22 protein-coding genes are annotated in these 22,394 nt (G+C 57.0%); 3 read left to right on the top strand and 19 right to left on the bottom strand.

Annotation, left to right across the window (positions count from 1 at the left end):
* Positions 1-8: 8 nt before the first annotated feature.
* From WG915_RS00110 to dxr, 4 genes are all read right to left on the bottom strand, one after another.
* Positions 9-1,826 (bottom strand): penicillin-binding transpeptidase domain-containing protein, encoded by a 1,818-nt coding sequence (locus WG915_RS00110; RefSeq protein WP_339563330.1) that lies wholly within the window; start codon positions 1,824-1,826, stop codon positions 9-11.
* 139 nt (positions 1,827-1,965) lie between these two features.
* Complete coding sequence (gene ispG, locus WG915_RS00105) at positions 1,966-3,126, bottom strand: flavodoxin-dependent (E)-4-hydroxy-3-methylbut-2-enyl-diphosphate synthase (RefSeq protein ID WP_339563329.1); 1,161 nt, start codon at positions 3,124-3,126, stop codon at positions 1,966-1,968.
* 78 nt (positions 3,127-3,204) lie between these two features.
* Positions 3,205-4,389, bottom strand: coding sequence for a M50 family metallopeptidase (locus WG915_RS00100; protein ID WP_339563328.1), 1,185 nt, complete (start codon positions 4,387-4,389; stop codon positions 3,205-3,207).
* 17 nt (positions 4,390-4,406) lie between these two features.
* The gene (gene dxr / locus WG915_RS00095; RefSeq protein WP_339563327.1) at positions 4,407-5,570 is read right to left on the bottom strand and encodes a 1-deoxy-D-xylulose-5-phosphate reductoisomerase; all 1,164 of its coding nucleotides are present in this window, start codon (positions 5,568-5,570) and stop codon (positions 4,407-4,409) included.
* Between the two features lie 154 nt (positions 5,571-5,724).
* Here dxr and WG915_RS00090 point away from each other — a divergent pair, with 154 nt between their 5' ends.
* Positions 5,725-6,141, top strand: a complete 417-nt coding sequence (locus WG915_RS00090; RefSeq protein WP_339563326.1) for a DUF2631 domain-containing protein — start codon at positions 5,725-5,727, stop codon at positions 6,139-6,141.
* A gap of 60 nt (positions 6,142-6,201) precedes the next feature.
* Here the strand turns inward: WG915_RS00090 and WG915_RS00085 are convergent, their stop codons facing one another.
* From WG915_RS00085 to rlmN, 3 genes are read right to left on the bottom strand one after another with little or no spacing between them, the layout of a single operon-like run.
* Positions 6,202-7,770 (bottom strand): hypothetical protein, encoded by a 1,569-nt coding sequence (locus tag WG915_RS00085; protein WP_339563325.1) that lies wholly within the window; start codon positions 7,768-7,770, stop codon positions 6,202-6,204.
* Positions 7,763-8,527 carry an ABC transporter ATP-binding protein gene (locus WG915_RS00080; protein ID WP_339563324.1) on the bottom strand — a complete coding sequence of 255 codons (765 nt, stop codon included), beginning with the start codon at positions 8,525-8,527 and terminating at the stop codon, positions 7,763-7,765. The genes WG915_RS00085 and WG915_RS00080 overlap by 8 nt, the downstream gene beginning before the upstream one ends.
* Positions 8,528-8,546: 19 nt before the next feature.
* Positions 8,547-9,641: a 23S rRNA (adenine(2503)-C(2))-methyltransferase RlmN gene (gene rlmN / locus WG915_RS00075; protein ID WP_339563653.1), complete on the bottom strand. Its 1,095-nt coding sequence runs from the start codon at positions 9,639-9,641 to the stop codon at positions 8,547-8,549.
* A 76-nt stretch (positions 9,642-9,717) separates the two neighbouring features.
* On the opposite strand from rlmN, the gene WG915_RS00070 reads away from it, so the two are divergent.
* The gene (locus WG915_RS00070) at positions 9,718-10,098 is read left to right on the top strand and encodes a LapA family protein (protein WP_339563323.1); all 381 of its coding nucleotides are present in this window, start codon (positions 9,718-9,720) and stop codon (positions 10,096-10,098) included.
* 4 nt (positions 10,099-10,102) lie between these two features.
* Here the strand turns inward: WG915_RS00070 and WG915_RS00065 are convergent, their stop codons facing one another.
* The 5 genes from WG915_RS00065 to rpsB form a co-directional block, all read right to left on the bottom strand.
* The gene (locus WG915_RS00065; protein ID WP_339563322.1) at positions 10,103-10,948 is read right to left on the bottom strand and encodes a phosphatidate cytidylyltransferase; all 846 of its coding nucleotides are present in this window, start codon (positions 10,946-10,948) and stop codon (positions 10,103-10,105) included.
* A 63-nt stretch (positions 10,949-11,011) separates the two neighbouring features.
* Entirely contained in the window at positions 11,012-11,569 is a 558-nt protein-coding gene (gene frr, locus WG915_RS00060) for a ribosome recycling factor (RefSeq protein WP_339563321.1), read from the bottom strand.
* Positions 11,570-11,616: 47 nt separating this feature from the next.
* On the bottom strand, positions 11,617-12,348 hold the full coding sequence (gene pyrH, locus WG915_RS00055; RefSeq protein WP_339563320.1) for a UMP kinase: 732 nt from the start codon (positions 12,346-12,348) through the stop codon (positions 11,617-11,619).
* 109 nt (positions 12,349-12,457) lie between these two features.
* Entirely contained in the window at positions 12,458-13,276 is an 819-nt protein-coding gene (tsf, locus tag WG915_RS00050) for a translation elongation factor Ts (RefSeq protein ID WP_339563319.1), read from the bottom strand.
* A 1,146-nt stretch (positions 13,277-14,422) separates the two neighbouring features.
* Positions 14,423-15,271, bottom strand: coding sequence for a 30S ribosomal protein S2 (gene rpsB / locus WG915_RS00045; RefSeq protein WP_339563318.1), 849 nt, complete (start codon positions 15,269-15,271; stop codon positions 14,423-14,425).
* A 315-nt stretch (positions 15,272-15,586) separates the two neighbouring features.
* Between rpsB and WG915_RS00040 the strand changes: the two genes are divergently transcribed.
* Positions 15,587-16,069: a M23 family metallopeptidase gene (locus WG915_RS00040; RefSeq protein WP_339563317.1), complete on the top strand. Its 483-nt coding sequence runs from the start codon at positions 15,587-15,589 to the stop codon at positions 16,067-16,069.
* Here WG915_RS00040 and WG915_RS00035 read toward each other — a convergent pair.
* The 7 genes from WG915_RS00035 to lepB all read right to left on the bottom strand — a co-directional run bounded on the left by WG915_RS00035 (position 16,032) and on the right by lepB (position 22,174).
* Positions 16,032-16,910 (bottom strand): tyrosine recombinase XerC, encoded by an 879-nt coding sequence (locus WG915_RS00035; protein ID WP_339563316.1) that lies wholly within the window; start codon positions 16,908-16,910, stop codon positions 16,032-16,034. The genes WG915_RS00040 and WG915_RS00035 overlap by 38 nt on opposite strands.
* A gap of 251 nt (positions 16,911-17,161) precedes the next feature.
* Positions 17,162-18,319 carry a DNA-processing protein DprA gene (dprA, locus tag WG915_RS00030; RefSeq protein WP_339563315.1) on the bottom strand — a complete coding sequence of 386 codons (1,158 nt, stop codon included), beginning with the start codon at positions 18,317-18,319 and terminating at the stop codon, positions 17,162-17,164.
* A complete protein-coding gene (locus WG915_RS00025) occupies positions 18,316-19,794 on the bottom strand; it encodes a YifB family Mg chelatase-like AAA ATPase (protein WP_339563314.1) in 1,479 nt (492 codons plus the stop codon). The genes dprA and WG915_RS00025 overlap by 4 nt, the downstream gene beginning before the upstream one ends.
* A complete protein-coding gene (locus tag WG915_RS00020; protein WP_339563313.1) occupies positions 19,781-20,125 on the bottom strand; it encodes a YraN family protein in 345 nt (114 codons plus the stop codon). The genes WG915_RS00025 and WG915_RS00020 overlap by 14 nt, the downstream gene beginning before the upstream one ends.
* 381 nt (positions 20,126-20,506) lie before the next feature.
* Entirely contained in the window at positions 20,507-20,812 is a 306-nt protein-coding gene (locus WG915_RS00015; RefSeq protein ID WP_339563312.1) for a DUF2469 domain-containing protein, read from the bottom strand.
* The gene (locus WG915_RS00010; protein WP_339563311.1) at positions 20,809-21,435 is read right to left on the bottom strand and encodes a ribonuclease HII; all 627 of its coding nucleotides are present in this window, start codon (positions 21,433-21,435) and stop codon (positions 20,809-20,811) included. Before WG915_RS00010 ends, WG915_RS00015 begins: the two co-directional genes overlap by 4 nt.
* Before the next feature lie 16 nt (positions 21,436-21,451).
* Complete coding sequence (lepB, locus tag WG915_RS00005; RefSeq protein WP_339563310.1) at positions 21,452-22,174, bottom strand: signal peptidase I; 723 nt, start codon at positions 22,172-22,174, stop codon at positions 21,452-21,454.
* Between the last annotated feature and the right edge of the window lie 220 nt (positions 22,175-22,394).

The raw sequence follows: 22,394 nt of genomic DNA, 5'->3' as shown, positions 1-22,394 counted from the left end.
GATCCCAGTTATGGCTTGTCACCGCCGTCGACGGTTTTGAAGAAGTGGTCGGTCAACGCCACCGCGGACTCAGATCCGCCGCCGTTAACGATGAGGGTGGCAAAGGCAACATCATCTTCGCGATAGCCGGCGAACCACGCATGCGATCCTCCGCTGAACTCCGCTTCACCGGTCTTGGCATAAATATTGCCACCCGTTTGGCCCATGCCGCGAGCGGTACCAGAGGTAACCACGGAACGCATCATAGACCTTAGGTTGTCCAGCACTCCGGGGTCCGGTGGTGAAACTTGCTGGTCCACGGTCGTCTCATGTCCAGAGATCAGCTGTGGCAGTGGCGTCTTTCCTGCAGCTGCGGTCGCGGCGACGAGCGCCATGCCGAAGGGGCTCGCCAGGTCTTTGCCCTGGCCGTAGCCTTCGTCAACGCGCTCCATGAACTCATCACCACGCGGCACGCTACCTGTCATGGTGTCCAAACCCGAGATGTGGTAATCCAAGCCGAGCCCGAAGCTCTTGGCCATATTCTCAAGTTCTCCCGGCGCAAGACGGGAAGACATGTCAGCAAAGGTGGTGTTGCAAGACTGCGCGAATGCGTCCTCAAGCGAAGTATTACCGCGAGAGAAACTGTTGTAGTTGGTCACGATGCGCGGCCCGACTTCCATACTGCCCGGACAGGGCACCGTCGTCCCCGGGGTGGCCCCTTGGTGCGCCATGCCTGCCGACGCCGTGATGATCTTAAACGTCGAGCCGGGCGGATACTGGCCCATCAGTGCAGGGTCACCGTCCTCATCAGCGGCACGGGTTTGCGCCACCGCGAGGATCTCGCCTGTCGACGGCCGGATGGCCACCATCATCGCCTTCATCCCTTGGCGGAGGTCAACCGATTCCTGCGCTGCTTGTTGCATGCGATGATCCAGGCTGATCTTCACGGCGGGGGCGAGCTGTGGCTCGTGGCGTTCAAGCGACTCAATGGCGGCGCCGTTTTGGTTCACCACTGCGATCTGCCAGCCGTTGGCGCCTTGTAAATCATCGGACACGATTTTCTCCACGCGGGACATGATTTCCGGCGCAAAGGTGGGGTCGGTGCGCACCATCGCGGCCTCTTCGTTCACAATCACCCCGGGGATACCACGGAGGTCGTCTGCGACAGCTTTGCCCTCCGGCCCACCAATGACGGCAACGGAATACCTACCCTTGTGATCTGCAAGGTTCTTGGACAGTTCTTGCTGGTCAATCTTCGGCACCGCCTTGTTTTGTGCGTGTGCATTATTGATTGCAGTGGCCACACGAGCGGCAGCGCCGGTAAGGTTCCCGGCTTCATCAGTGTTGATCAGGATGCGCTGGACGCTCCCAGGCTTGAGAACGTCGGCTCCGTCTGCACTGACCACGCGGGATTTCTCCGCTTCGAGGGCTCGCAGCTCGAGGTGCTGGTTGTTGCCTAGCTTCGGATGGATCACCGTGGGGAGGAATCGAACTTTCCATTCCTCTTTGACCTTGGTGAGGGTCATCGGGGCATCATAAGTGAAGTTTCTTTCGCGCGGGAGCCGCCAGTCCATGTGGATATTCGCGTTCGCGATGGTGTCTTGATTCGTTACCGACGTCACAGCAGCATCGAGGCCTTCCGCCTGCATGCCGTCGATAGTGGCTTTGAGCAGCTGTCGTGTTTGTTCGGGGTTATCTGTCAGCGCCGCCGCCGACTCAACGTCGCCACGCTCGACGGCAGCCACGAAGTCTTCCGCAACGGGGTCGGCAACATTCGGTTTTGGGGTGCACGAAGACATCGACGCAGCCACCAAAGCCCCAACCACCAGTACGGAAAGCTTCTTCATAAAAACGAATCTAACAGGCTCTTTTAGGTTGTTTGGGTACCTCTACGGCGTGTATCGGAAGATCCCCCGCTTTCGTAGCATGACACAGAAAAACTCGGCCGACGGATTTCATCCACTTCGGCCGAGTACACAGAGTCTGTTACTTGGTGATGCTCACCGTAGGAGCGCCAGTCACCGTGGTGTCTTCCATGGTTTCTGCAATCTTCATTGCCTCTTCAATCAGGGTTTCCACGATCTGGGACTCAGGGACGGTCTTAATAACCTCGCCCTTAACAAAGATCTGGCCCTTGCCGTTGCCGGAAGCAACACCCAAGTCAGCATCGCGAGCCTCACCTGGACCGTTAACTACGCACCCCATCACAGCAACACGCAGTGGGACTTCCATCCCCTCGAGGCCAGCGGAGACTTCTTCAGCCAGCTTGTACACGTCCACCTGGGCACGACCACAGGACGGGCAAGAGACGATTTCTAATTTGCGAGGACGTAGGTTCAGCGACTGCAGGATCTGGTCGCCTACCTTGATTTCTTCCTTCGGATCCGCAGACAGCGAGACGCGGATGGTATCGCCGATACCTTCTGCGAGCAGCGCACCAAAGGCCACTGAGGACTTGATGGTGCCCTGGAAAGCAGGACCTGCTTCGGTAACGCCCAAGTGCAACGGGTAATCAGACTTCGCCGCAAGTTGCCGGTAAGCCTCGACCATGATCACCGGATCATTGTGCTTAACCGAAATCGCGATGTCTCCGTAGCCATGCTCTTCGAAAAGCCCGGCTTCCCATAGTGCGGATTCGACAAGCGCCTCTGGGGTAGCCTTCCCGTACTTGTCCATGATGCGCTTATCCAGCGAACCAGCGTTGACGCCAATGCGAATGGGGATGCCCGCATCGCCGGCGGCCTTGGCTACTTCCTGCACTCGGCCATCGAACTCCTTGATGTTGCCCGGGTTAACACGCACTGCGGCGCATCCGGCATCAATCGCGGCGAAGATGTACTTCGGCTGGAAGTGGATATCTGCGATCACTGGGATCGGAGACTTCTTAGCAATGATCGGCAACGCCTCAGCATCCACCGTCTTCGGGCATGCAACACGCACGATGTCACAACCCGAGGCCGTCAGCTGAGCGATCTGCTGCAGGGTGGCATTGATATCGTGCGTTTTCGTGGTGGTCATGGACTGCACCGAGATCGGGTGATCGGATCCGACACCCACCTTGCCGACCATCAACTGGCGCGTCTTGCGGCGCGGTGCGAGGGTTGGCAGCGGTGCATCTGGAATTCCGAGGCCGATTGGGGTTGACACGTGAGGTGCTCCTTTGAAAAACACAAGAATTAAGTGGTCACTACTCTACCACCGGGCCAGCAGACATCCGCGACGCAACTAGCCAAATAAGCGAACCGGATTGACGATATCCGCCACGATCACCACTACGCCTAAAACCAACAAGGTGCCCGTCATGACGACTGTCAAAGGCATGAGCTTGGTGTAGTCCGCAGGGCCCGCTGGAGCCAGGCCCCGCAGTCCGCGCACCCAGTCCCGGAGCTTCTCCCACAACACGACGGCAATATGTCCGCCGTCCAGAGGCGGCAGTGGAATCAGATTGAACAGAGCCAAGAAGAAGTTCAGGCTGGCCAGCATCAACAGGAATATCGCCCACTGGGCACGCTCTGCCATTTCGCCGCCGACGCGGGAGGCACCGACCACGCTCATCGGGCTGGTGTCCGCGCGCTCAGCGCCGAAAATCGATGCGAGCACTCCGGGGATTTGTGCTGGCATGGCAGCTAATCCATGCACGGTTGCGGAGATCAATTCACCGGTGAATGCAAAAGTCGCTGGAACCGCAGCTAGTGGGTCGTATTTTTTGATGTCGTCTTTGATAGGAGCCGCGGTCACTCCCATGACACCGACAGTGATTTTCTGGCCGTCCTGGGTTTCCCGCTCCACAGCCGGCACCACGACCGTGATGTGCTGGCGTTCTCCGGCGCGCTCAATATCAACCGCAACGCTTTGCCCCGGCTTGTCCATCACGATCTTGCGTACGTCCATGAAGGTCGGTACTGACTGGCCGTCGACAGCCAAGATCTTATCCCCCACCTTGATGCCGGCAGCCGCAGCGGGACCTGCATCCGTGCACTCCGGTGTGACGCAGGTAGTCTCCCCCACAACCGGGCTGAAATCAGCCTTCGGGTTGGGCAGCCCAGAGCCGACCGCCACGGCGTACAGCACCACTAGCCCGATGAGCATGTTCATTGCCACACCACCAAGCAGCGTCGCGATGCGCGCCCACCAGGGCTTATCAACCATTGCGTAAGGCTTTTCTTCCGGGGTGACCTCATCAATGGCAGTCATTCCCGCAATGTCGCAGAAACCGCCTAGCGGAACTGCTTTCAGGCCATAACTAGTGTGGCCTTTAGTGAATTGGAAGACAGTAGGGCCGAACCCGATGAAGTAACGACGCACTCGCATCCCACAAGCCCGCGCAACCCCCAGGTGGCCGAGCTCGTGCAGGGCAATGGTCACGGCAATACCAAGAGCAAACAGGAATACTCCCGCAAAATAGCTCACTTAAGTGTTCTCCCTAATTATGTGTCCAAGCTGTCCACGACCTCGTTTGCCCTTCGCCGGGCTTCGGTTTCCGTCGCGATGACATCGTCGACGTTTGACGGTACACCAGCGAACTGATCGGCAGCTGAAAGTACCGCAGCAACAGTGTCCACGATGTGTGGGAACTTAATTCGCCCAGCAAGGAAGGCCGCCGCTGCCTCTTCATTCGCCGCGTTGTATACGGCTGGGAATGTGCCGCCCGCGCCGACGGCCTCCCTAGCCAGTTGGACCGCCGGAAAAGCCGCATCGTCGACGGGCTCGAAGGTCCAATTCATTGCATCCGTGAAATCAAGCGCGGGTTGCGCCCCTGCTACTCGGTTTGGCCAATCCAATGCCATGGAAATTGGGAGTTTCATGGAGGGGGGCGAGGCTTGCGCGATGGTGGCACCATCATGGAAGGTCACCATCGAATGGATAATGGACTGCGGATGCACAGTGACGTCAATGAGCGCTGGATCCACCCCGAACAACAGGCTGGCCTCAATCAGTTCCAGACCTTTATTAATCAGTGTCGCCGAATTCAGCGTGTTCATCTGCCCCATCGACCAGGTCGGATGCTGCGCAGCCTGTTCCGGAGTAATCTCCCACATTTCTTCGCGATTCCATCCGCGAAACGGGCCTCCGGAGGCGGTAAGTACAAAACGCGCCACCTCGTCCCGGCGCCCACTCATCAAGCACTGCGCCATCGCCGAGTGCTCGGAGTCCACTGGTACTAACTGCCCAGGCTGCGCACGCTCCAGCACAATGTGTCCACCGGCGACCAAAGACTCTTTGTTTGCCAACGCCAGGGTGGCACCCCGATCCAGGGCCGCCAAGGTCGAACGCAGTCCCATCGAACCGACGAGTGCGTTCAGGACGGTATCGCAATCGATGGCGTCGACAAGCTCATGGGCATGCTCCAGCACCCGGCCGCCGAGTGCCTCAGACACCTGTGCTGCAGCTTCGGGACGCGCAACACAGACCTGCGATGCACTCAGCCCCAACTCTCGCGCCTGCTTAACGACGCCCTCTGGATGCGCACCTCCGGCAGCGATGCCGACGATCTCGAATTTATCCGGATTCTCCGCCACCACCTCCAGGGCCTGCGTGCCGATTGATCCGGTGCTCCCCAAAACCACGATGCGCTTTTTCACGCCCTCCATTGTTGCACCCGGATGAACCGCTCAAACATGAAGTTGACCACTTTTGGGTGTAGCGTCGCTGCGAAAGGACAGGGTCGTTGTCGAGTTTATGGGCTGCGGGCCCTACAATATGCGAAGATATTAAAAACGTTTTCTCACTGAAGGAGCTATGAGCGTGGCTGGTTCTCACAAGATTGAGCCTGAGGTTCACAATGGCGTGTCTACCCTAGACGAGCCATCGGCAGCGTGGGGCTGGCACAACATCGGACGTCGCCCAATCCAAATCGCTGGTTGGATCTCCGTGGCATTCCTGCTCGGCATGAACTTTGGTAACCACCGTGGCCACGTGGAGACTATCTGGTTGATCGCAATTGCTGCACTGATCGCCATTGGACTGCTCCTCCAGCTTTTCCAGCCAAAGCTCTCTCAGGTGCGCACCGTTACCGCACACAACAAGCCACAGGATCACGTAGAGCCACACTGGACCTACGATCAGCACGCCATGACCGGCACTTACGCTGGCCTTTCTGAATCTCAGATGCGTGCGCTCAACGTGGATCCTGTGAGCGTTAAGGGCGAGCTTCGCGCCTAATTCTTCAGCTAAATCCCCACTCCCCGTTTCCGGTGAAGTGGGGATTTTTTCTGCCCAGTATCAGTTCACCCAGGCCTTAACCTTCTGGAAAATCTCTGGATAGCTGTTTGCTAGCTTGCGCGAAGTCAGGTGGATAGTGACTAGGTAGAACACCACCGCGAGCGCCAGCATCAGAACTAGACCGGCGACTTTCAGCAGCATATTCTCCATGACAAAGCCCGCGATCAACAAGCCGGCACCAGGGACTAGCGGTATCCATCCGAGCAACAATGCACCAAAGCTGGATGCGAAAGCAGCGCTGGAGTATCCGGACTTATCCTGCCAAGGATTAGTGCCTGGTTTCGCAGTGGCGAAGGGATTATGCACACTGAAAATCAGGCCAAAGGCTGCGCCATTCAATGCAGCAGCTACAGCAGCACCAGAGACCCACCAGGCGATGCTGTCCCCCTTGGCGATGACTAACATGATGGCGCAATAGACTGCCACCGCTACCCAGACGATTCCAGCCATCGCAAGATGCCTGCTGACAAGCAGCGTCTTCGCCGACAGCCCAGTAACGATATGCACCCAGTTAGCGGGGCCGTCATAACCAAAATCATTTGAACTCACCGCAGCGCCGAAATAGGCCATGAGAAAAGCCCCGACATAGAGCTGAGACGGACCGATCGTCACCCCCTGGATCAGGAAGACAGCGGCGAAAAGCGGGAAGATCGCCAAAGAAGCGGTCAGCTTCGCGTCTCTGCGCACATAGCGGAAGGCGCGGGAGTAGATCATGCCACCCTGCGTGCGCGGCGCCCAAGGCATCAACAAGGTCTCGGAAGGCTTGAAGTCCGCCGCTCCCTGTTCCGCAACGATCGGTGCTGCTAATCGACGGGCGATGGTGCGCTGCCACGCCCACCAAATCCCTACCAGGCTGAGCACTGCAATCAACAGCTGCACCCCGGCGGCGCCATATTTGCCCGCTGCCATCGAAGAAACCACGGCTGGCGCTGCCGCGATGGGGGTCCACTGCGCTATTTCACCGAAGGGACCAAGCGGGAACACACCATCCTCCGGCAACATCTGCATAACAAGGCTATAGCCGATGATAAAGACAAAGCCGAGCACTGCTGAGATCATCCCTGAGCGTTCCTGGCTCCGGCGTCCGCCACCTGCCGAAAGCAACCCCGTCACCAGCTGCCCTGCAAAGAGCGTGATCGCAAGCTGCAGCACGAGCATTGGCACCACTACCCAGCCAAAACCCAACATCGCTGCCCCAAACACCATCGAAATGATGGTGAATGACAAAGCAAGTACCCCGCGACTTTGCATCAGGGTGGCTATGGCACAGGCTTGGATCAGATCCTTTGCCGGCAGTGGCAGCACGGAAAAGCTCTCTGGGATGAGATTATCCTCTGCGCTCGGCATGGCGAAGCCCGCCAGCAGATATGACAGACAGCCGATTCCTAAGAGAGCGGGAAACGCGGTCACCACGCCCTCGTGTAGGTTAGCGGCCGTCGCCAGATAGATCCCGATGGCCCCGCCCACGGCGTAGACCGTGACCAGGATGATCATGAAAGCCTGGCGTGGGTTGTGTTTGAGGTTGCGTCGCCACAGGGTTGATTGGAGTTTCAATAGGGTCTTAGTCATCGCTCTTCAACCACCCCAAGGCCTCCGCTGCGAGGTCACCTCCGCCGACGAGCTGGACAAAGACTTGTGTGAGGGTGGAATCTCCCCGTACTTCCGCAACGTGTCCTTGCCGCAGTACTTGACCATCCTTGATGATGGCGACGTGATCGCACAGTCCTTCCACGAGCTCCATCACGTGGGAAGACAACAACACCGTTCCGCCAGCGGCAACATAGCGTCGCAGAATCTGCTGGATCACTTGTGCAGAAGCCGGGTCCACCGCCTCCAATGGCTCATCAAGGATGAGCAGCGGCGGGTTGTGCAGCAGTGCCGACGCCAGCAGGATTTTCTTAGTCATGCCCGCGGAATAGTCCACGATTTGTTTGTCTGCCGCCGGGGTGAGCCCGAGCGCGGCCAACAACTCGGTGGCGCGTTGCTGGGTAACTTCTGGCGGCATACGCCGGAGACTGCCCAAGTACTCCAAGAATTCGCGTCCTGTGAGCCGATCGAACACGGGCATTCCGTCCGCAAGCAACCCAAACCGTTGCTTGGCTTCCATACCCTGTTCCCAGATGTCGAAGCCACAGATACTGGCGGTACCAGCATCTGGACGTAGCAATCCGGTGGCCATGGAAATCATTGTGGTCTTTCCGGAGCCGTTAGGCCCAACTAGGCCGTAAATGCTGCCCCGGGGAACTTTGAGGCTCAGGTCATTTACCGCGACCTGGGTGCCAAAGCTCTTTCTTAAATTGCGAACTTCAAATGTAGCCTCAGTCATAGGCTACAGCCTAATGAAATTATCGTTCTTCAGCTGCCAACTGGCCACAGGCCGCAGCGATCTCCTGGCCGCGGGTGTTGCGCACGGTACACGGCACACCTTGTTCACTGACCCGCCGAACGAATTCGTCCTGGCGGTCCCTCGGCGAGGCATCCCATTTAGAACCAGGGGTTGGGTTCAACGGAATCAGGTTGACATGGACGAGGGGGCCGAGCGCCTTGTGGAGCTTCTTCCCCAGCATGTCTGCGCGCCAGCCCTGGTCGTTGATGTCTCGGATCAGCGCATACTCGATGGAGACGCGGCGTCCCGACTTGTCCGCATAATAGCGGGCAGCGTCCAACACCTCAGTGACAGTCCAACGATTATTCACCGGCACGAGGGTATCGCGCAGCTCATCATCAGGGGTGTGAAGAGAAACAGCGAGGGTGACGGAGAGCTCTTCATCAGCAAGTTTGCGAATCGCTGGCGCGAGTCCGACTGTGGATACGGTGACATTGCGCTGGGAAATACCAAAGCCCTGTGGGGCAGGCGAGGTAATCTGACGTACCGCAGAAACCACGCGCTTATAGTTGGCCAGCGGCTCCCCCATCCCCATGAACACGATGTTGGAAAGTCGACTCCCTTCGGCCTGCATCGTCGCCGCAGCGGCGCGCACTTGGTCGACGATCTCCGCGCAAGATAGGTTTCGATCCAAGCCCCCTTGGCCGGTAGCACAAAATGGACACGCCATACCGCAACCTGCTTGGGAGGAGATACACAAGGTAGCGCGGTCCTTGTAGCGCATCAGCACAGATTCTAGAAGTGTGCCGTCATGCAACTTCCACAGGGTTTTGGTGGTCTCACCATTGTCAGTGGAGATCTCTCGAACCGATGTCATCAGTGTTGGGAAGAGTGCTTCCTTCACCTTGGCGCGAGCTGCTTCCGGGAGATCTGTCATCGTCATTGGATCGGCTTCTAGCCGCCCATAGTAGTGACGTGCAATTTGATCAACACGGAACTTCGGAAGTCCAAGTTCCTGCACCGCCGCAATGCGCTCCTCAGCAGTGAGGTCAGCGAAGTGTTTCGGCGGCATGCCACGCTTTGGGGCGTTAAATACGAGAGGGATTTCAGCCATAGTAGCCCCCATCTTTCCACGTATCCCGCTGAGCGCCAATTGGCGATTTTCCGCCACACCGCGTTCAATATAAGGCATGACTACTCCGAACAACGATGACTTAACTCAGTATGACGCTCAACCGGACGACGCTTCGCAGCCACAGAGTGCGCCCGCAACGGACGTCGAAAAGCGCGTAGAACCAAAGCAGACTAAACCAACCAAGGTCAACAGCTCGCTCGCAGGAGGCACGTGGGTCGCGTTAATCTTCGGTGCGCTGCTACTTATCCTGCTGCTGGTTTTCATCATGCAGAATCAGCAGAAAGTTGATCTGAACCTGTTTATGTGGACCTTCCAGTTCCCGGCTGGTATCGGGTTCCTGCTCTCCGCGATTTCCGGTGCCCTGATCATGGCGCTGGTCGGCGGTGTGCGCATGCTTGAGCTGCGTCGCCAGGTTAAGAAGGCTTATAAGTCCTAAAGTCCTAGGTCAGGCTGAGAATCAGCCATGTGACCATTGCGGATGGCAACATGCCGTCCAATCGATCCATTAGTCCGCCGTGCCCTGGAAGCATGGCGGACATGTCTTTAATCCCTAGCTCTCGTTTAAACTGACTTTCCACCAAGTCTCCAAGCGTCGCGCATACCACGAGGCCAATGCCAAGCAGCAACCCGAGCCACGCTTGCGCGCCCAGCAGAAAATGCACCGATAGTACCCCCGCGATGCTGCCTAGAATGATGGATCCGGCGAAGCCTTCCCAGGACTTCTTGGGGCTCACTGCCGGAGCCATTGGGTGCGTGCCAAACATCACGCCTGCAATGTAGCCGCCAACGTCCGAGGCGATGACGCACAGCATAAAAGTGATGATGACCATGCCATAAGGCACGCCGGGCCGCTCGATGAGGGAGAGCATCGCGGCGAAGGAGCCGAAGAACGGGATCCACGTCAGCACGAAGATTCCCAGCGACATATCGCGCAAGTAGTTTTGGGGGGCGGTGTTATGACCGTGATGAAACAGTCGACCGAACATCAGCGCCAACACACTAGTAACAAAACCGGCCACTAATCCGGTGGTACCGAAGGGCCAGGAAAGCCACACCATTGCTTGTCCCCCGATGAGGAGCACAGCGCGCTGCAGGACATAGCCGTGTTCTTTAAGTCGCGCATGAACTTCCCAGGTAGCCACGAACACAGCCGCAGCCACGAGCGGGTACCACGCGAACGTGCTGACAAATATCGACAGCAAAACGAGGGTTGCCAAACCCACGCCTACCCCGATGGCCTGTTTTAAGTCTCGACCAGCCGAGTTTTTGGGTCGAATATGCTCCACGTTCGCTCCTACATAAGAAAAGCGCTGCATGATTAACAGCGCAATGGTTCATGGCAGGTAGGACTAAACCTCCATGAGCTCCTTTTCCTTGGCGGCTACCAGATCGTCCATTTGTGCGACGTACTTCTGGGTTACCTTATCCAGTTCCTTTTCGGCTGCGACAACTTCGTCCTCGCCTGCGTCGCCGTCCTTTTGCAGCTTCTTGAGCTGCTCCATGCCCTTACGGCGAATGTTGCGGATGGCGATCTTACCGTCTTCACCCTTGCTCTTAGCCAGCTTCACCATGTCTTTACGACGCTCCTCAGTGAGCTGCGGGATAGTGACGCGCAGTACCTGACCATCATTGGTTGGGTTGACGCCGAGATCCGAGTTACGAATCGCATTCTCAATCTCGTTCATCACAGACATCTCATATGGCTTAATCAGCAGCATGCGTGGCTCTGGTACTGCGATAGTGGCCATCTGAGTGATCGGGGTCAAGGTGCCGTAGTACTCCGCCATGACGCCATTAAACATTGCAGGGTTTGCACGACCGGTGCGGATGGTGGTCAGATCCTCACGGGTGTGCTCGACCGAAACGTTCATGCGTTCTTCGGATTCAAAAAGGATTTCGTCAATCATGCTGTTCCTCAAGTCTCGTCGTTAGTTAGCGCTAGTGTTTTAAGATATCAGGAACGAACCAAGGTTCCGATACTCTCGCCGCGTACCGCCCGGGCGATGTTGCCGTCAGTGAGCAGGTTGAACACCAGAATCGGCATCTTGTTATCCATGCACAAGCTGAAAGCAGTGGAATCAGCCACCTTCAAGCCCTTTTCAATGACTTCCTGTGGCGTGATTTCGGTGTACATGGTGGCCTCAGGGTTGGTGCGAGGATCATCGGAGTAGACGCCATCCACGCCTTTCGCCATGAGCAGCACCTCACAGTCGATTTCGAGGGCGCGCTGCGCAGCGGTGGTATCCGTAGAAAAGTATGGCATTCCCATGCCCGCACCGAAGATGACTACTCGGCCCTTTTCAAGGTGACGCTTTGCCCGCAGTGGTAAATAAGGTTCGGAAACTTGGGCCATGTTGATGGCAGTCTGCACGCGCGTCTCTACGCCCTGCTTTTCCAGGAAGTCCTGCAGAGCGAGACAGTTCATGACGGTACCGAGCATGCCCATGTAGTCCGAGCGCGCGCGATCCATGCCACGCTGCTGTAGCTGCGCGCCACGGAAGAAGTTTCCGCCGCCGATGACTACACACACTTCGGTGCCTGCTTGCGCGATCTCAGCGATCTGCCGCGCGACGTTTTGCACCACGTCTGGGTCAATACCAACGTTTCCGCCGCCGAACATTTCACCGCCAAGTTTCAGCATCACTCGCTTGTATCCTTGGCGCTTGGTTGCGGAATCCTCCGACATGAATGTTCTACCTTCCTTTTGGGCGTTTAACTAGGAACAGTTTACATGGTTTACACACGAAAAAAGCGCCCCGCACGCTTGGTACGGAACGCTTTGATTGAGCACTGGATTAGTGCTGGCCAACCTCGAAGCGGGCGAAGGAAGTCAAAGTAACTCCGGCTTCGTCCATGAGCTGCTTCACGGTCTTCTTGTTGTCAGAAACAGAAGCCTGCTCGAGCAGGGTGACATCCTTGTAGAAGCCGTTCATGCGGCCTTCCACGATCTTTGCGACGGCTGCCTCTGGCTTGCCTTCTTCGCGGGTGATCTTCTCCTGAGTTGCGCGCTCCTTCTCAACAACGTCAGCCGGGACGTCTTCACGAGAGAGGTACTGTGCTTTCATCGCAGCAACCTGCATGGCAGCAGCCTTAGCAGCGGCCTCATCATCACCGGTGTAAGCAACCATGACACCAACTGCTGGTGGCAGGTCAGATGCACGGTGGTGCAGGTAGACGGCGATCTTCTCGCCCTCGAGGGTAACGGCGCGACGCAGCTCGAGCTTCTCGCCGATCTTTGCGGACAGCTGCTGGATAGCCTCTGCAGCGGTCATGCCGTCAACCTCAGCGGCTGCAAGTTCTTCAGCGGAGTTTGCCTTCACTGCAGCAGCAGCGTCAGCGATCTTGGCGCAGAAGTCCTTGAACTCAGCGTTCTTAGCAACGAAGTCGGTCTCAGAGTTGATCTCGACCATGGTGTTACCGGAAACAGCGACCAGGCCCTCAGCAGCAGTGCGCTCTGCACGCTTGCCGACGTCCTTAGCGCCCTTGATACGGAGCAGCTCGACAGCCTTCTCGAAGTCACCAGCGGTTTCTTCGAGAGCCTTCTTGCTGTCCATCATGCCAGCGCCGGTCATTTCGCGCAGCTTCTTGACATCTGCAGCAGTGTAGTTCGCCATGTTGGGGCGATCCTCCTTGATTTTAGAAGAAATTTTCCTTGTTGAAGTCTAGCTTAGAGTTCGGAAAAGTGCGCGCAGCGGGTGGTCAAAAACGAGCCAGAACTACTGAACAAAAGCACGTCTTGTATAACCAACTATCTTCGAAGCAGCCTTGTGAAGCTACTTCCTCAAAATAATACGTCACCCTGCGTCCACGATCGTCGGAGTTGTTATCACATTGAAATGAATTTCACTTGGCTTCCGCGCATAGTCTGACGACTGTCAACCCAAGACAGTACTGGTGTTTCCATTGTGGTTGCCACGCCGGTGGCAACCGCTCTCGCTGCAGAGGCTTCCCTAGTAGGCATTTGTGGCGCTTGGGGCAATGGAATTCGGCTGTTCCCCACTGGAATGTGCTGGTCTCAGTAACCAAGTGAGAGGATGAAAGGGATTGAAAAAGAAGCTCTTAGTTCTTTGGGGGCTAGTTTCTGTCGGATTCTGCGTCTACGCAGTCTTTCATCCAGAAACCATTCTAAGCCGCATAGCAAGTATCATCGCTGCCATGTTTATCATTGGGACTACAGCTTACTTGGTAACGCATAGCAGTGAGTTCAAATAGGAAAATTCATACCACGTCTCGAAAGAGATCTACCCCCACCCCATAGAATACAGGGTCAATGATAACGCCCATGGTTTTCGTCACCCTCTAGGTACATTTTGACAAGTAAAGCATGGGGCGGGGTAATCTCCAGGTGCACCAACTAGCCGTCCAGCAAATGATCGCCGGCTAGTTTTTCTCGCTATGCGGCAATTGCCTGTGGCTGGATTCTCAGAAAGTTCTGGGTTTTTAAATCGCAGAAACAACGCTTTTACTTCCGTCGCCCTTGACAGAGGGTCAAGTCCGGTGGAGTGGTGTACGAACCCTTTCGGTCTAACAGGGATTACGGTCTGAGTTCGGGCCCGGCACAGTCCTTTGCACAAATCTCATTTGGGCCTGGCGAACGTCTTTGTCGGATTATGGAAGTCGGAATTAGGGCGCAGATCTGTCAACCTGATTGTTTTATTCACTTTTCGCCCCGAAATCCGACTTCCCTAATCCGATTTACAGCGCAGAACGCGAAAAATCCCCTTGCGCCCGTAAGCACAAGGGGATTTGAAAGTACTGTTTTACTCAGCAGCCTTTTCTTCAGCTACTTCTTCGGTTGCCTCAACCTTAGCGGCGACCTCTACCTTTGCAGCAGGCTCTTCCTTTGCAGCAGGCTCTTCCTTTGCTGCAGGCTCTTCCTTCTCGCCTGCGGCATCCTTGGCTGCGGCGAGCTGACGCTCTTCGCGAGCCTTCTTGCCCTCTTCCACAGCGGTGGAGATGACGCGGGAAAGCAGTGCGGTGGCGCGGATAGCGTCGTCGTTGCCTGGGATTGGGAAGTCAACTACGTCTGGGTCACAGTTGGTGTCCAGGATAGCTACCACAGGGATGGACAGCTTGTGAGCTTCGCTGATGGCGATGTGCTCTTTGTTGGTGTCGATAACCCACATTGCGGAAGGAAGCTTGCTCATTTCCGCGATGCCACCGAGTACACGCTCCAGCTTGGTGCGCTCACGGGTGAGCATGAGGATTTCCTTCTTGGTGCGACCCTCGTAGCCATTCTCGGCTGCGTCCATGGCCTGCAGTTCCTTCATGCGGTGCAGACGCTTGGAGACGGTCTGGAAGTTGGTCAGCATACCGCCGAGCCAACGGTGGTTCACGTATGGCATACCGACGCGATCAGCCTCGGTAGAAACAGCTTCCTGAGCCTGCTTCTTGGTGCCAACGAAAAGGATGGTGCCACCGTGTGCAACGGTTTCCTTGACAAACTCGAAGGCCTGATCGATGTAGGTCAGCGTCTGCTGGAGATCGATGATGTAGATACCGTTACGATCGGTGAAGATGAAACGGCGCATTTTTGGGTTCCAACGACGGGTCTGGTGTCCGAAGTGGACGCCAGCGTCGAGAAGCTCGCGCATGGTTACAACTGCCATGGGTGCTTCCTTTCAAGTAGAAGTTTCGGTTTTAAAAGTTGTGCAGGTTTTTCTCCTGCTCCTAGCGACCAAGCCGCAGCACAACACCCGGTGAAAATCCACAGGGACCTCGTTGCGCAAGACTGTGTTTGGACGCGCGTAGTCAATGTGCGGACACACTGCTAGGGATCACTTTAGCGGTTGGCACCGGCTTTTCCAAATGAACACGACCGGTTCTCCACAGGTCAGGCGACTTTAGCCCCAAACGCACCATCTTCCACAGCTTTGGCGCCACAACGCTTGTCGACGCCCACTCAACCCATCACCCTACTAGCCATGAGACTCTCCTGGTTCCTGGTAGGACTGCTGCTAGTTTTCGCGTTGCCAGATCCTGCCCATGCTTATGTTTCCCCCACCACCGGCGCTGCATTTGTCCAAGGGATCCAGCGCCCTTTTGACAAACCGGAACGCAATTGGTTGCCAGGGCATCGAGGAGTAGACCTCGCCGCTCCGCCTGGCAGCCCAATCCGAGCCGCGGAAACAGGGGAAGTCGTGTTTGCGGGAAGCATCGCCGGCAAACCCACCATATCCATTCAGCATGGGGACGGCATCCGAACTACATATCAGCCTGTACACCCACATGTTGCGGCAGGAATGTCGGTGGGCAGCGGCCAAGTCATCGGCACACTAGCAGGCTCAGAGGGGCTGCATTGGGGCGCGCTGAAGGCGAAGGATGACTACATCAATCCGCTCTCGCTACTTGATGCCCCAACGATCCGGCTCAAGCCCGTGGATGCGCCTGATCAAAAGCCGCTTTGAGCCGATCGGCGCTGACGTGGGTGTAAATCTGGGTGGTTTGCAAAGAGGAATGTCCCAACATTTCCTGAACTACACGCAGGTCGGCTCCTCCGTCCAACAAGTGAGTCGCGGAGGAATGTCGCAGTCCGTGCGGGGTGAGTCCAGAAATCCCGGATACTGCAGCAGCCTGTTCTACTACTCTTCGCACCTGACGTGGGTCAATCCGTTTTCCCCGCACCCCGACAAAGAGAGCAGCTTCCCCGGCAGCCGCTAACTCTTTCCTGCCCGATCCCAACCATTGCCCCAGGGCATCAGCAGCCGCAGCACCAAAGGGCACGACGCGCTGCTTGTTCCCCTTACCTGTTACCCGTGCGGTTTTTGAGCTCAGGCTCAAGTCATCCACATCGAGGCCCACAAGCTCTCCAACGCGGATGCCTGCGGCATACATGAGTTCCAAAATGGCAGAATCGCGCAGGAATTCAGCCTCTGAGCGCGAGGCCGCATTCCCCATCAGCTCCCCTGCTTCCTTGGCAGCCAAGACCCGCGGAAGATGACGACCCGGCTTCGGACTCACGAGGCGAGCTGCAACGTCAGTTTCAATCTCTCCATGTTTGACCAGCCAGGAAGAAAACCCCTTCACTGCAGCTGTCCGACGGGCAAGAGTAGATCTGGCTTTCCCTTCGGCCACGGCTTGTCCAAGCCAGGCACGCAAAGCAACGAGCTGAAATTCTGCGGTTGAGGGCACAACCTCTGCCAGGAGTGTCAGATCGCTACGGTAACCCTTGACTGTGGCCGGGGATTTTCCTGCGACCAAGTGGAGCGCTTCGCAATAGTCGTCGATAAGCGGTATTAATGCAGCCATGACACTCCAAAAGCAAGTGGCGGCACGACTTTTTGTCGTACCGCCACTACCTTGAACTCACCCATAATGCATAACCTTAGCGCGCGTCGCGTGCAGGTGGTTGGAGGTGCCACACTGCCCACAACTAGTAGGAATGGTCGGAGTTGCAGAACCAGCCCGAACTACAACTCCTTCACTTAGGCTTGCCTAACCTATGTTAGGTTGCCGTTTCTAATTACGCAAGGTTTTTGTTGTGTTATTTTTCTGCGAGATTATTCCGCGCGCCTCCACTGGCTCCCCTCCCGCTCTACTACCCCACGTTTAGCCAGGTCAACGAGCAAATGGACGGTAAGTTGAATACTCAATCCCGCATTCACAGCTATGTCCTCTGCCTTGAGCGCAGTTTCAGACATCGCGTCAAACACACGCATTTCATTCCTTGACAGGGTTTGAATCTTGTCAGCTGCAAACTGAATTTCATACTGTGCTTCAACGTCTAGCTTCCCCACCGCCGATAGCAGCTGCCGGATTTCATCCGCACTGACCACCAACTGCGCGTGACCATTGCGGATTCGATCATGACACCCTAGCGAGCCAGCGGTGGTGATCGGTCCTGGAACGGCCATTGTTACCCGACCAAAACCTTCCGCCCAGGTCAACGTATTCAACGCTCCCGAACGCCACGCGGCCTCTACCACTACAGTCCCCGCAGTCATCGCTGCGACCAAACGATTTCGCGTAAGGAAGCGGTGTCGCGCCGGCGGAGTACCAGGCGGATACTCACTAATAATCGCACCGTCGCCTGCTACACGATCGAACATCGCAGAGTTCGCCTGCGGATAGTTTCGATCCAACCCGCAAGCCGCAACCACTACAGTTTTTCCTCCTGCGGAAAGAGCAGCGTTGTGCGCCAACGCATCGATGCCCAAAGCGCCGCCCGAAACAATCGTCCACTGATGAGACGACAACCCCGAAACCAACTGGCGAGTAGCCTCCGCTCCATAACGCGAGTGCGCGCGGGTGCCCACCACTGCTACAGACTGCGCAAGCAATTCACTCACGTTGCTTCCCCGCACCCACAGGGCATGCGGCGGAACTGCGTCCTCCTGCACCGAGCGCGCACAGTCACTCCTACCGGAGGCAGCGAAACCGAAAGACTGCGCAAATTCTGTGGACGGCCATTCCTGACATTCCGGAGTGAGCAGACGCCCACCTAGTTGCTGGATATGCGCCAAGTCCTGGGCTGATTGATCCAAAGCGTATCGTGCCTGTGTTTGTCCCAACAGGTCCCCAATCCATGACTCTCGACGCTTTATCGCCTGTGCAATGGCCTCCACATCCCGGCCTTGAGCAAGAAGTCTCTGGAGTGTCCGGTTAGGACCTTCCAAACACCGTGACAGATAGGCCCATGCCTGCGCCCGTGTCGTCATGCTGCCTCCAATCCACCGGAATGCAATTCGATAGCACGTGTCACTTCATCAAGTCCGGGACAAGGCGTACCCGCGAGATCGGCCAACGTCCACGCCACTTTGAGGGATCTGTCCACTCCGCGCTGGCTGATGCTGCCGTCGGCAAGCAGCGCAGACAGATACGCCATGGCGACGTCATCGGCCACAAAATCCCGTCGCAGCCGGCGCGGATCAATGCGCGCATTCAACACACCCCACCGATGCTGCGCCCGCTCCCGCGCTGCCTGCACCCGTTCCGCGATGCAGGCCGTTGGTTCTGCCTCCCCGCCCAACACTGACCCCTGCGAATAGGTACGAACGCATAAATCAATGCGATCACGCAGCGGGCCGGAAACGTTGCTCAAATAGCGACGACGCGTACTAGCGCTACAAGTACAGGCGGGCGCCTCTTCTGCGCCACACCGGCAGGGATTAGCTGCAAGGACTAGTTGCAATTGCGCTGGAAACACCACCTCGCGATGCTGGCGCAACAATCGGACTTGGCCGGCTTCTAGTGGGACGCGCAAGCTATCAAGCACCTGCGCGGGAATCTCGCTGACTTCGTCCAGAAACAACACCCCATGATGTGCCAAGCTGACAGCGCCCGGCACAGGGTGTCCGGAACCACCACCGAGCAACGCTGACTGCGACACACTGTGATGTGGTGCCACGAAGGGAGCTGCTGTAACCGGCCCGTTGAAACTCAAACCGGACACCGAATGCACGGCTGTGGCCTCAATAACCTGTTCTGGACCCAACGGCGGCAGGAGCCCCGGCAGACGAGCAGCGATCATCGATTTTCCCGATCCTGGAGGGCCCACCAAGAACAAATGATGCCCGCCTGCCGCTGCGATTTCAGCACCGAGCCTGGCGTCGGGCTGCCCCACCACATCCACCATGTCCGGCTGTTCAGGAGCTGTTTCGTTTAACAGCTGCGGCCGCTGCAGGGCCGGCATCCCCATCATCCATTCGGCTAGCTCTTGCAGATGCGAAACCAAGAGGATATTTAGTCCCGCTAGCAACGCTGCCTCAGCCTCATTACCTGCCGGTACCATGGCAAGAGACATCCCGCTTTCTCGAGCGGCGATCAACGCTGGAAGAACTCCGGGCACAGGCTTTACCGAGCCATCTAGCCCCACCTCACCCAGGATCATGATCTCTGAAAGGTCGATCTGAGTGGTTGCGGAGAGCACCGCCGCGCATATGGCCAGATCGAAATGGCTCCCCGACTTTCTAATATCTGCGGGAGACAAATTGACCACGAGTTTGGTTTTGGGCCATGGAAGTCCAACGTTAAGCATCGCAGTCTTAAGGCGATCCTTGGATTCCGCCAGCGCCGCCCCCGCAAGACCGACGATGAACATCCCGGGGAGCCCAGGGCCGATATTGGCCTCAACTCCAACGGGCACCGCGCTGACTCCTACAATCGTCGCGGAGTTGGTTTTAGCAAGCGCCACAGTCAATCCCCTCAAAGTGTTGCACGGTGCCTTCATCGAGGAGGAACACTAGGACGTCGAAGCGCACTTCCCGGTAGGGCTGCCCCTCCAACCATCGTGCGGCGGCGCGCTTGAGCCGCGAGAATTTTCGAGGTGTCACTGCTTCTGCTGCCCCGAAGTCAGCTGTAGACCGAGTCTTGACTTCAACAAACACCACCTGCCCGTTCAATTGAACGATAAGGTCAATTTCACCGCAGGTGTAGCGCACGTTGCGCCCGAGAATAATTCCACCTCGGTCAAGAAAGTAGTCAGCTGCCTGTGCTTCCCCAAAACTGCCGAGCTTTGTTGTCACTGTGTCCCCCAAGTACGTGATCGTGCTATATCACCTGGGACGATTCCATAGGAAGTAACAAGGGACGACTGCGAGCCGTGCCTAACTGTGGATGACCCCCGCTATCCACAGCTGCGCATCGTTAGGGCATACTCCCGCTTGACGCTGACTAATTCATCGTCCCCATCATCGGCTCATAGACTTCGGTGGCTTCGCACTAACCGAAGCCCAGGTGCTCGGCTGTACACACCGATTCCACAATCTTGCTCAGGGCGCAGCGTGCTTTCCGCCACGGCATGAGATCATCACCGGAGAGCTCCCCAGTAATGTAGCGACATGCAAGATCGACGGCGTACGGATCAAGGGACTTGAAAACTGGGATCGTATCCCCTGCCCCTAGTTCTAGTCTGGGATGATCATTTCTGGCTTGTCGAGTTCCTCGATGTTGACATCCTTAAAGGTGATCACGCGGACGAAACGCACGAAACGGGCTGCGCGGTACATATCCCACACCCAGCAGTCAGACATGCGCACTTCGTAGTACACATCGCCACCAGTAGTGTGCGGGATAAGCTCCACTGCATTCGCCAGGTAGAACCGGCGCTCCGTCTCGACGACATAAGAGAACTGGCTCACCACATCGCGGTACTCGCGGTACAGCGACAGCTCAACTTCGGCCTCGTAGTTTTCCAGCTCTTCAGCGCTCACCGTGTCTCCTTTTCACCTAGCCAATGTGCATGTGCTGCAGCAACGTTGGCATAACTATAGCGGTGAATGGGGCTTGCACCTTGGCGGCGCACCGCGTCCATGTGCACCTTCGTCCCGTAGCCCTTGTGAGCCTCAAATCCATAGCCCGGAAACTGCTGCGCGTACTCCGCCATCAGCACATCGCGGGAGTGCTTAGCAAGGATACTGGCCGCGGAAATGCACGGCGCGTAAGCGTCTCCCCCGATAATCGGTAGTGAAGGCTGAGTGAGGCCGGGTACGCCAAAGCCGTCGATAAGCGCGTAGGCGGGCCGCAGCTCCAACCTGGCTACTGCGCGCCGCATGCCGGAGATGTTTGCGTGCTGGATGCCCCATTCGTCCACAAATGTGGCGGGAAGATGCACGATGCTCCAGCTAAGCGCCAAGTTCTGGATAAGCGGAAACAACCGGGCGCGACGCACCGGGCTGAGCTTTTTGGAATCGTCTAGCCCAGCCAGTTCCTCCGGCAATGTCGTCGGCAAGATGCAGGCCGCGATAGTGATTGGTCCGGCACACGAACCGCGACCAGCTTCATCAACCCCAGCAACGGGGCCAAAACCGGCCGCTATGAGCGTTTGCTCGATCATGAGCTAGTGCGGATCGCTATTGAATATCCAAATCCTCGACCGCGCCGATGCGGTCAAACGGCAACACGATCGCCTGTACTTTGCCCACAATATTGTCGCGCGGAACGGTACCCTGCAGCTCGTCAGCGAGGTGGAAGCGGGAGTCGGCCGAATTAGTGCGATTGTCTCCCATGACAAAGTAATTGCCTTCCGGGACTTTCACAGGGCCAAAGTAATCGCCACTGCATGCCTCGGAGCCACGCTGCGGATTCGCCGGGTAGGTCGGCGGCTGGAGCTGGTAGGAAGAATCGACAAGCTGACCGTTGACCTTAATACCCTCGTCACCTGCGAGGCACTGAACTTCCTGACCGCCGGTGGCGATAATACGCTTGACCATATCGTTTTCATCGGGCGAGGTCAGCCCCACGTAGGAACCTAGGTTCTGCAGGCCGCGCAACAAACCGCCTGTGTCCTGCTGACGGAAAGAACTATTCCACGAATCAGGGGCTTTGAAAACCACCACATCGCCTGGCTCCGGCTCGCTCATGCGATAGGCGATCTTGTCCACATAAATGCGGTCACCGGTGCACCCGGGGCAACCGTGCAGCGTAGGTTCCATCGACTGGCTGGGGATCACATAGAGGCGTCCGATGAATGTCTGCACGAGCGCAATGAGGATAAAAGTCATGACGACAACGAGCGGGATCTCGATGTACCACGGGGTTTCTTTCTTTTGCTTGCGTGCAGCTGGTTCAGTCATAGTCGGAAACTTTACCAGCAGAGTGCGGAGTTTCTTTGCAGCACGGCATGCGTTGGCGCCGGGACTAGCGAACCATTGTTGCCGAACTCCCCTGGGCGGTGTCAAGCTGTGAATGCACCACAAACCAGAAAGGTGGTTCGTGGTGGTTCAACGATCAACACAGAAGATAAGGGACCATGCGGTGGCTTCGGTGCTTGCCGGCCGACGGGTAACTGTGGTC

The sequence above is a fragment of the Corynebacterium sp. H128 genome (assembly GCF_037482625.1).
Taxonomy (GTDB): domain Bacteria; phylum Actinomycetota; class Actinomycetes; order Mycobacteriales; family Mycobacteriaceae; genus Corynebacterium.
This window is presented reverse-complemented; position numbering and strand designations above follow the sequence as displayed.

Bases quoted from the DNA above. Each gene is read 5' to 3' on its own strand.
- WG915_RS00110 (WP_339563330.1), bottom strand. From the start codon at position 1,826: ATGAAGAAGCTTTCCGTACTGGTGGTTGGGGCTTTGGTGGCTGCGTCG.
- tsf (WP_339563319.1), bottom strand. From the start codon at position 13,276: ATGGCGAACTACACTGCTGCAGATGTCAAGAAGCTGCGCGAAATGACC.
- WG915_RS00080 (WP_339563324.1), bottom strand. From the start codon at position 8,527: ATGACTGAGGCTACATTTGAAGTTCGCAATTTAAGAAAGAGCTTTGGC.
- WG915_RS00010 (WP_339563311.1), bottom strand. From the start codon at position 21,435: ATGATCGAGCAAACGCTCATAGCGGCCGGTTTTGGCCCCGTTGCTGGG.
- rpsB (WP_339563318.1), bottom strand. From the start codon at position 15,271: ATGGCAGTTGTAACCATGCGCGAGCTTCTCGACGCTGGCGTCCACTTC.
- dxr (WP_339563327.1), bottom strand. From the start codon at position 5,570: ATGGAGGGCGTGAAAAAGCGCATCGTGGTTTTGGGGAGCACCGGATCA.
- dprA (WP_339563315.1), bottom strand. From the start codon at position 18,319: ATGACGACACGGGCGCAGGCATGGGCCTATCTGTCACGGTGTTTGGAA.
- lepB (WP_339563310.1), bottom strand. From the start codon at position 22,174: ATGACTGAACCAGCTGCACGCAAGCAAAAGAAAGAAACCCCGTGGTAC.
- frr (WP_339563321.1), bottom strand. From the start codon at position 11,569: ATGATTGACGAAATCCTTTTTGAATCCGAAGAACGCATGAACGTTTCG.
- pyrH (WP_339563320.1), bottom strand. From the start codon at position 12,348: ATGTCGGAGGATTCCGCAACCAAGCGCCAAGGATACAAGCGAGTGATG.
- WG915_RS00035 (WP_339563316.1), bottom strand. From the start codon at position 16,910: ATGGCTGCATTAATACCGCTTATCGACGACTATTGCGAAGCGCTCCAC.
- WG915_RS00085 (WP_339563325.1), bottom strand. From the start codon at position 7,770: ATGACTAAGACCCTATTGAAACTCCAATCAACCCTGTGGCGACGCAAC.
- WG915_RS00070 (WP_339563323.1), top strand. From the start codon at position 9,718: ATGACTACTCCGAACAACGATGACTTAACTCAGTATGACGCTCAACCG.
- rlmN (WP_339563653.1), bottom strand. From the start codon at position 9,641: ATGGCTGAAATCCCTCTCGTATTTAACGCCCCAAAGCGTGGCATGCCG.
- WG915_RS00040 (WP_339563317.1), top strand. From the start codon at position 15,587: ATGAGACTCTCCTGGTTCCTGGTAGGACTGCTGCTAGTTTTCGCGTTG.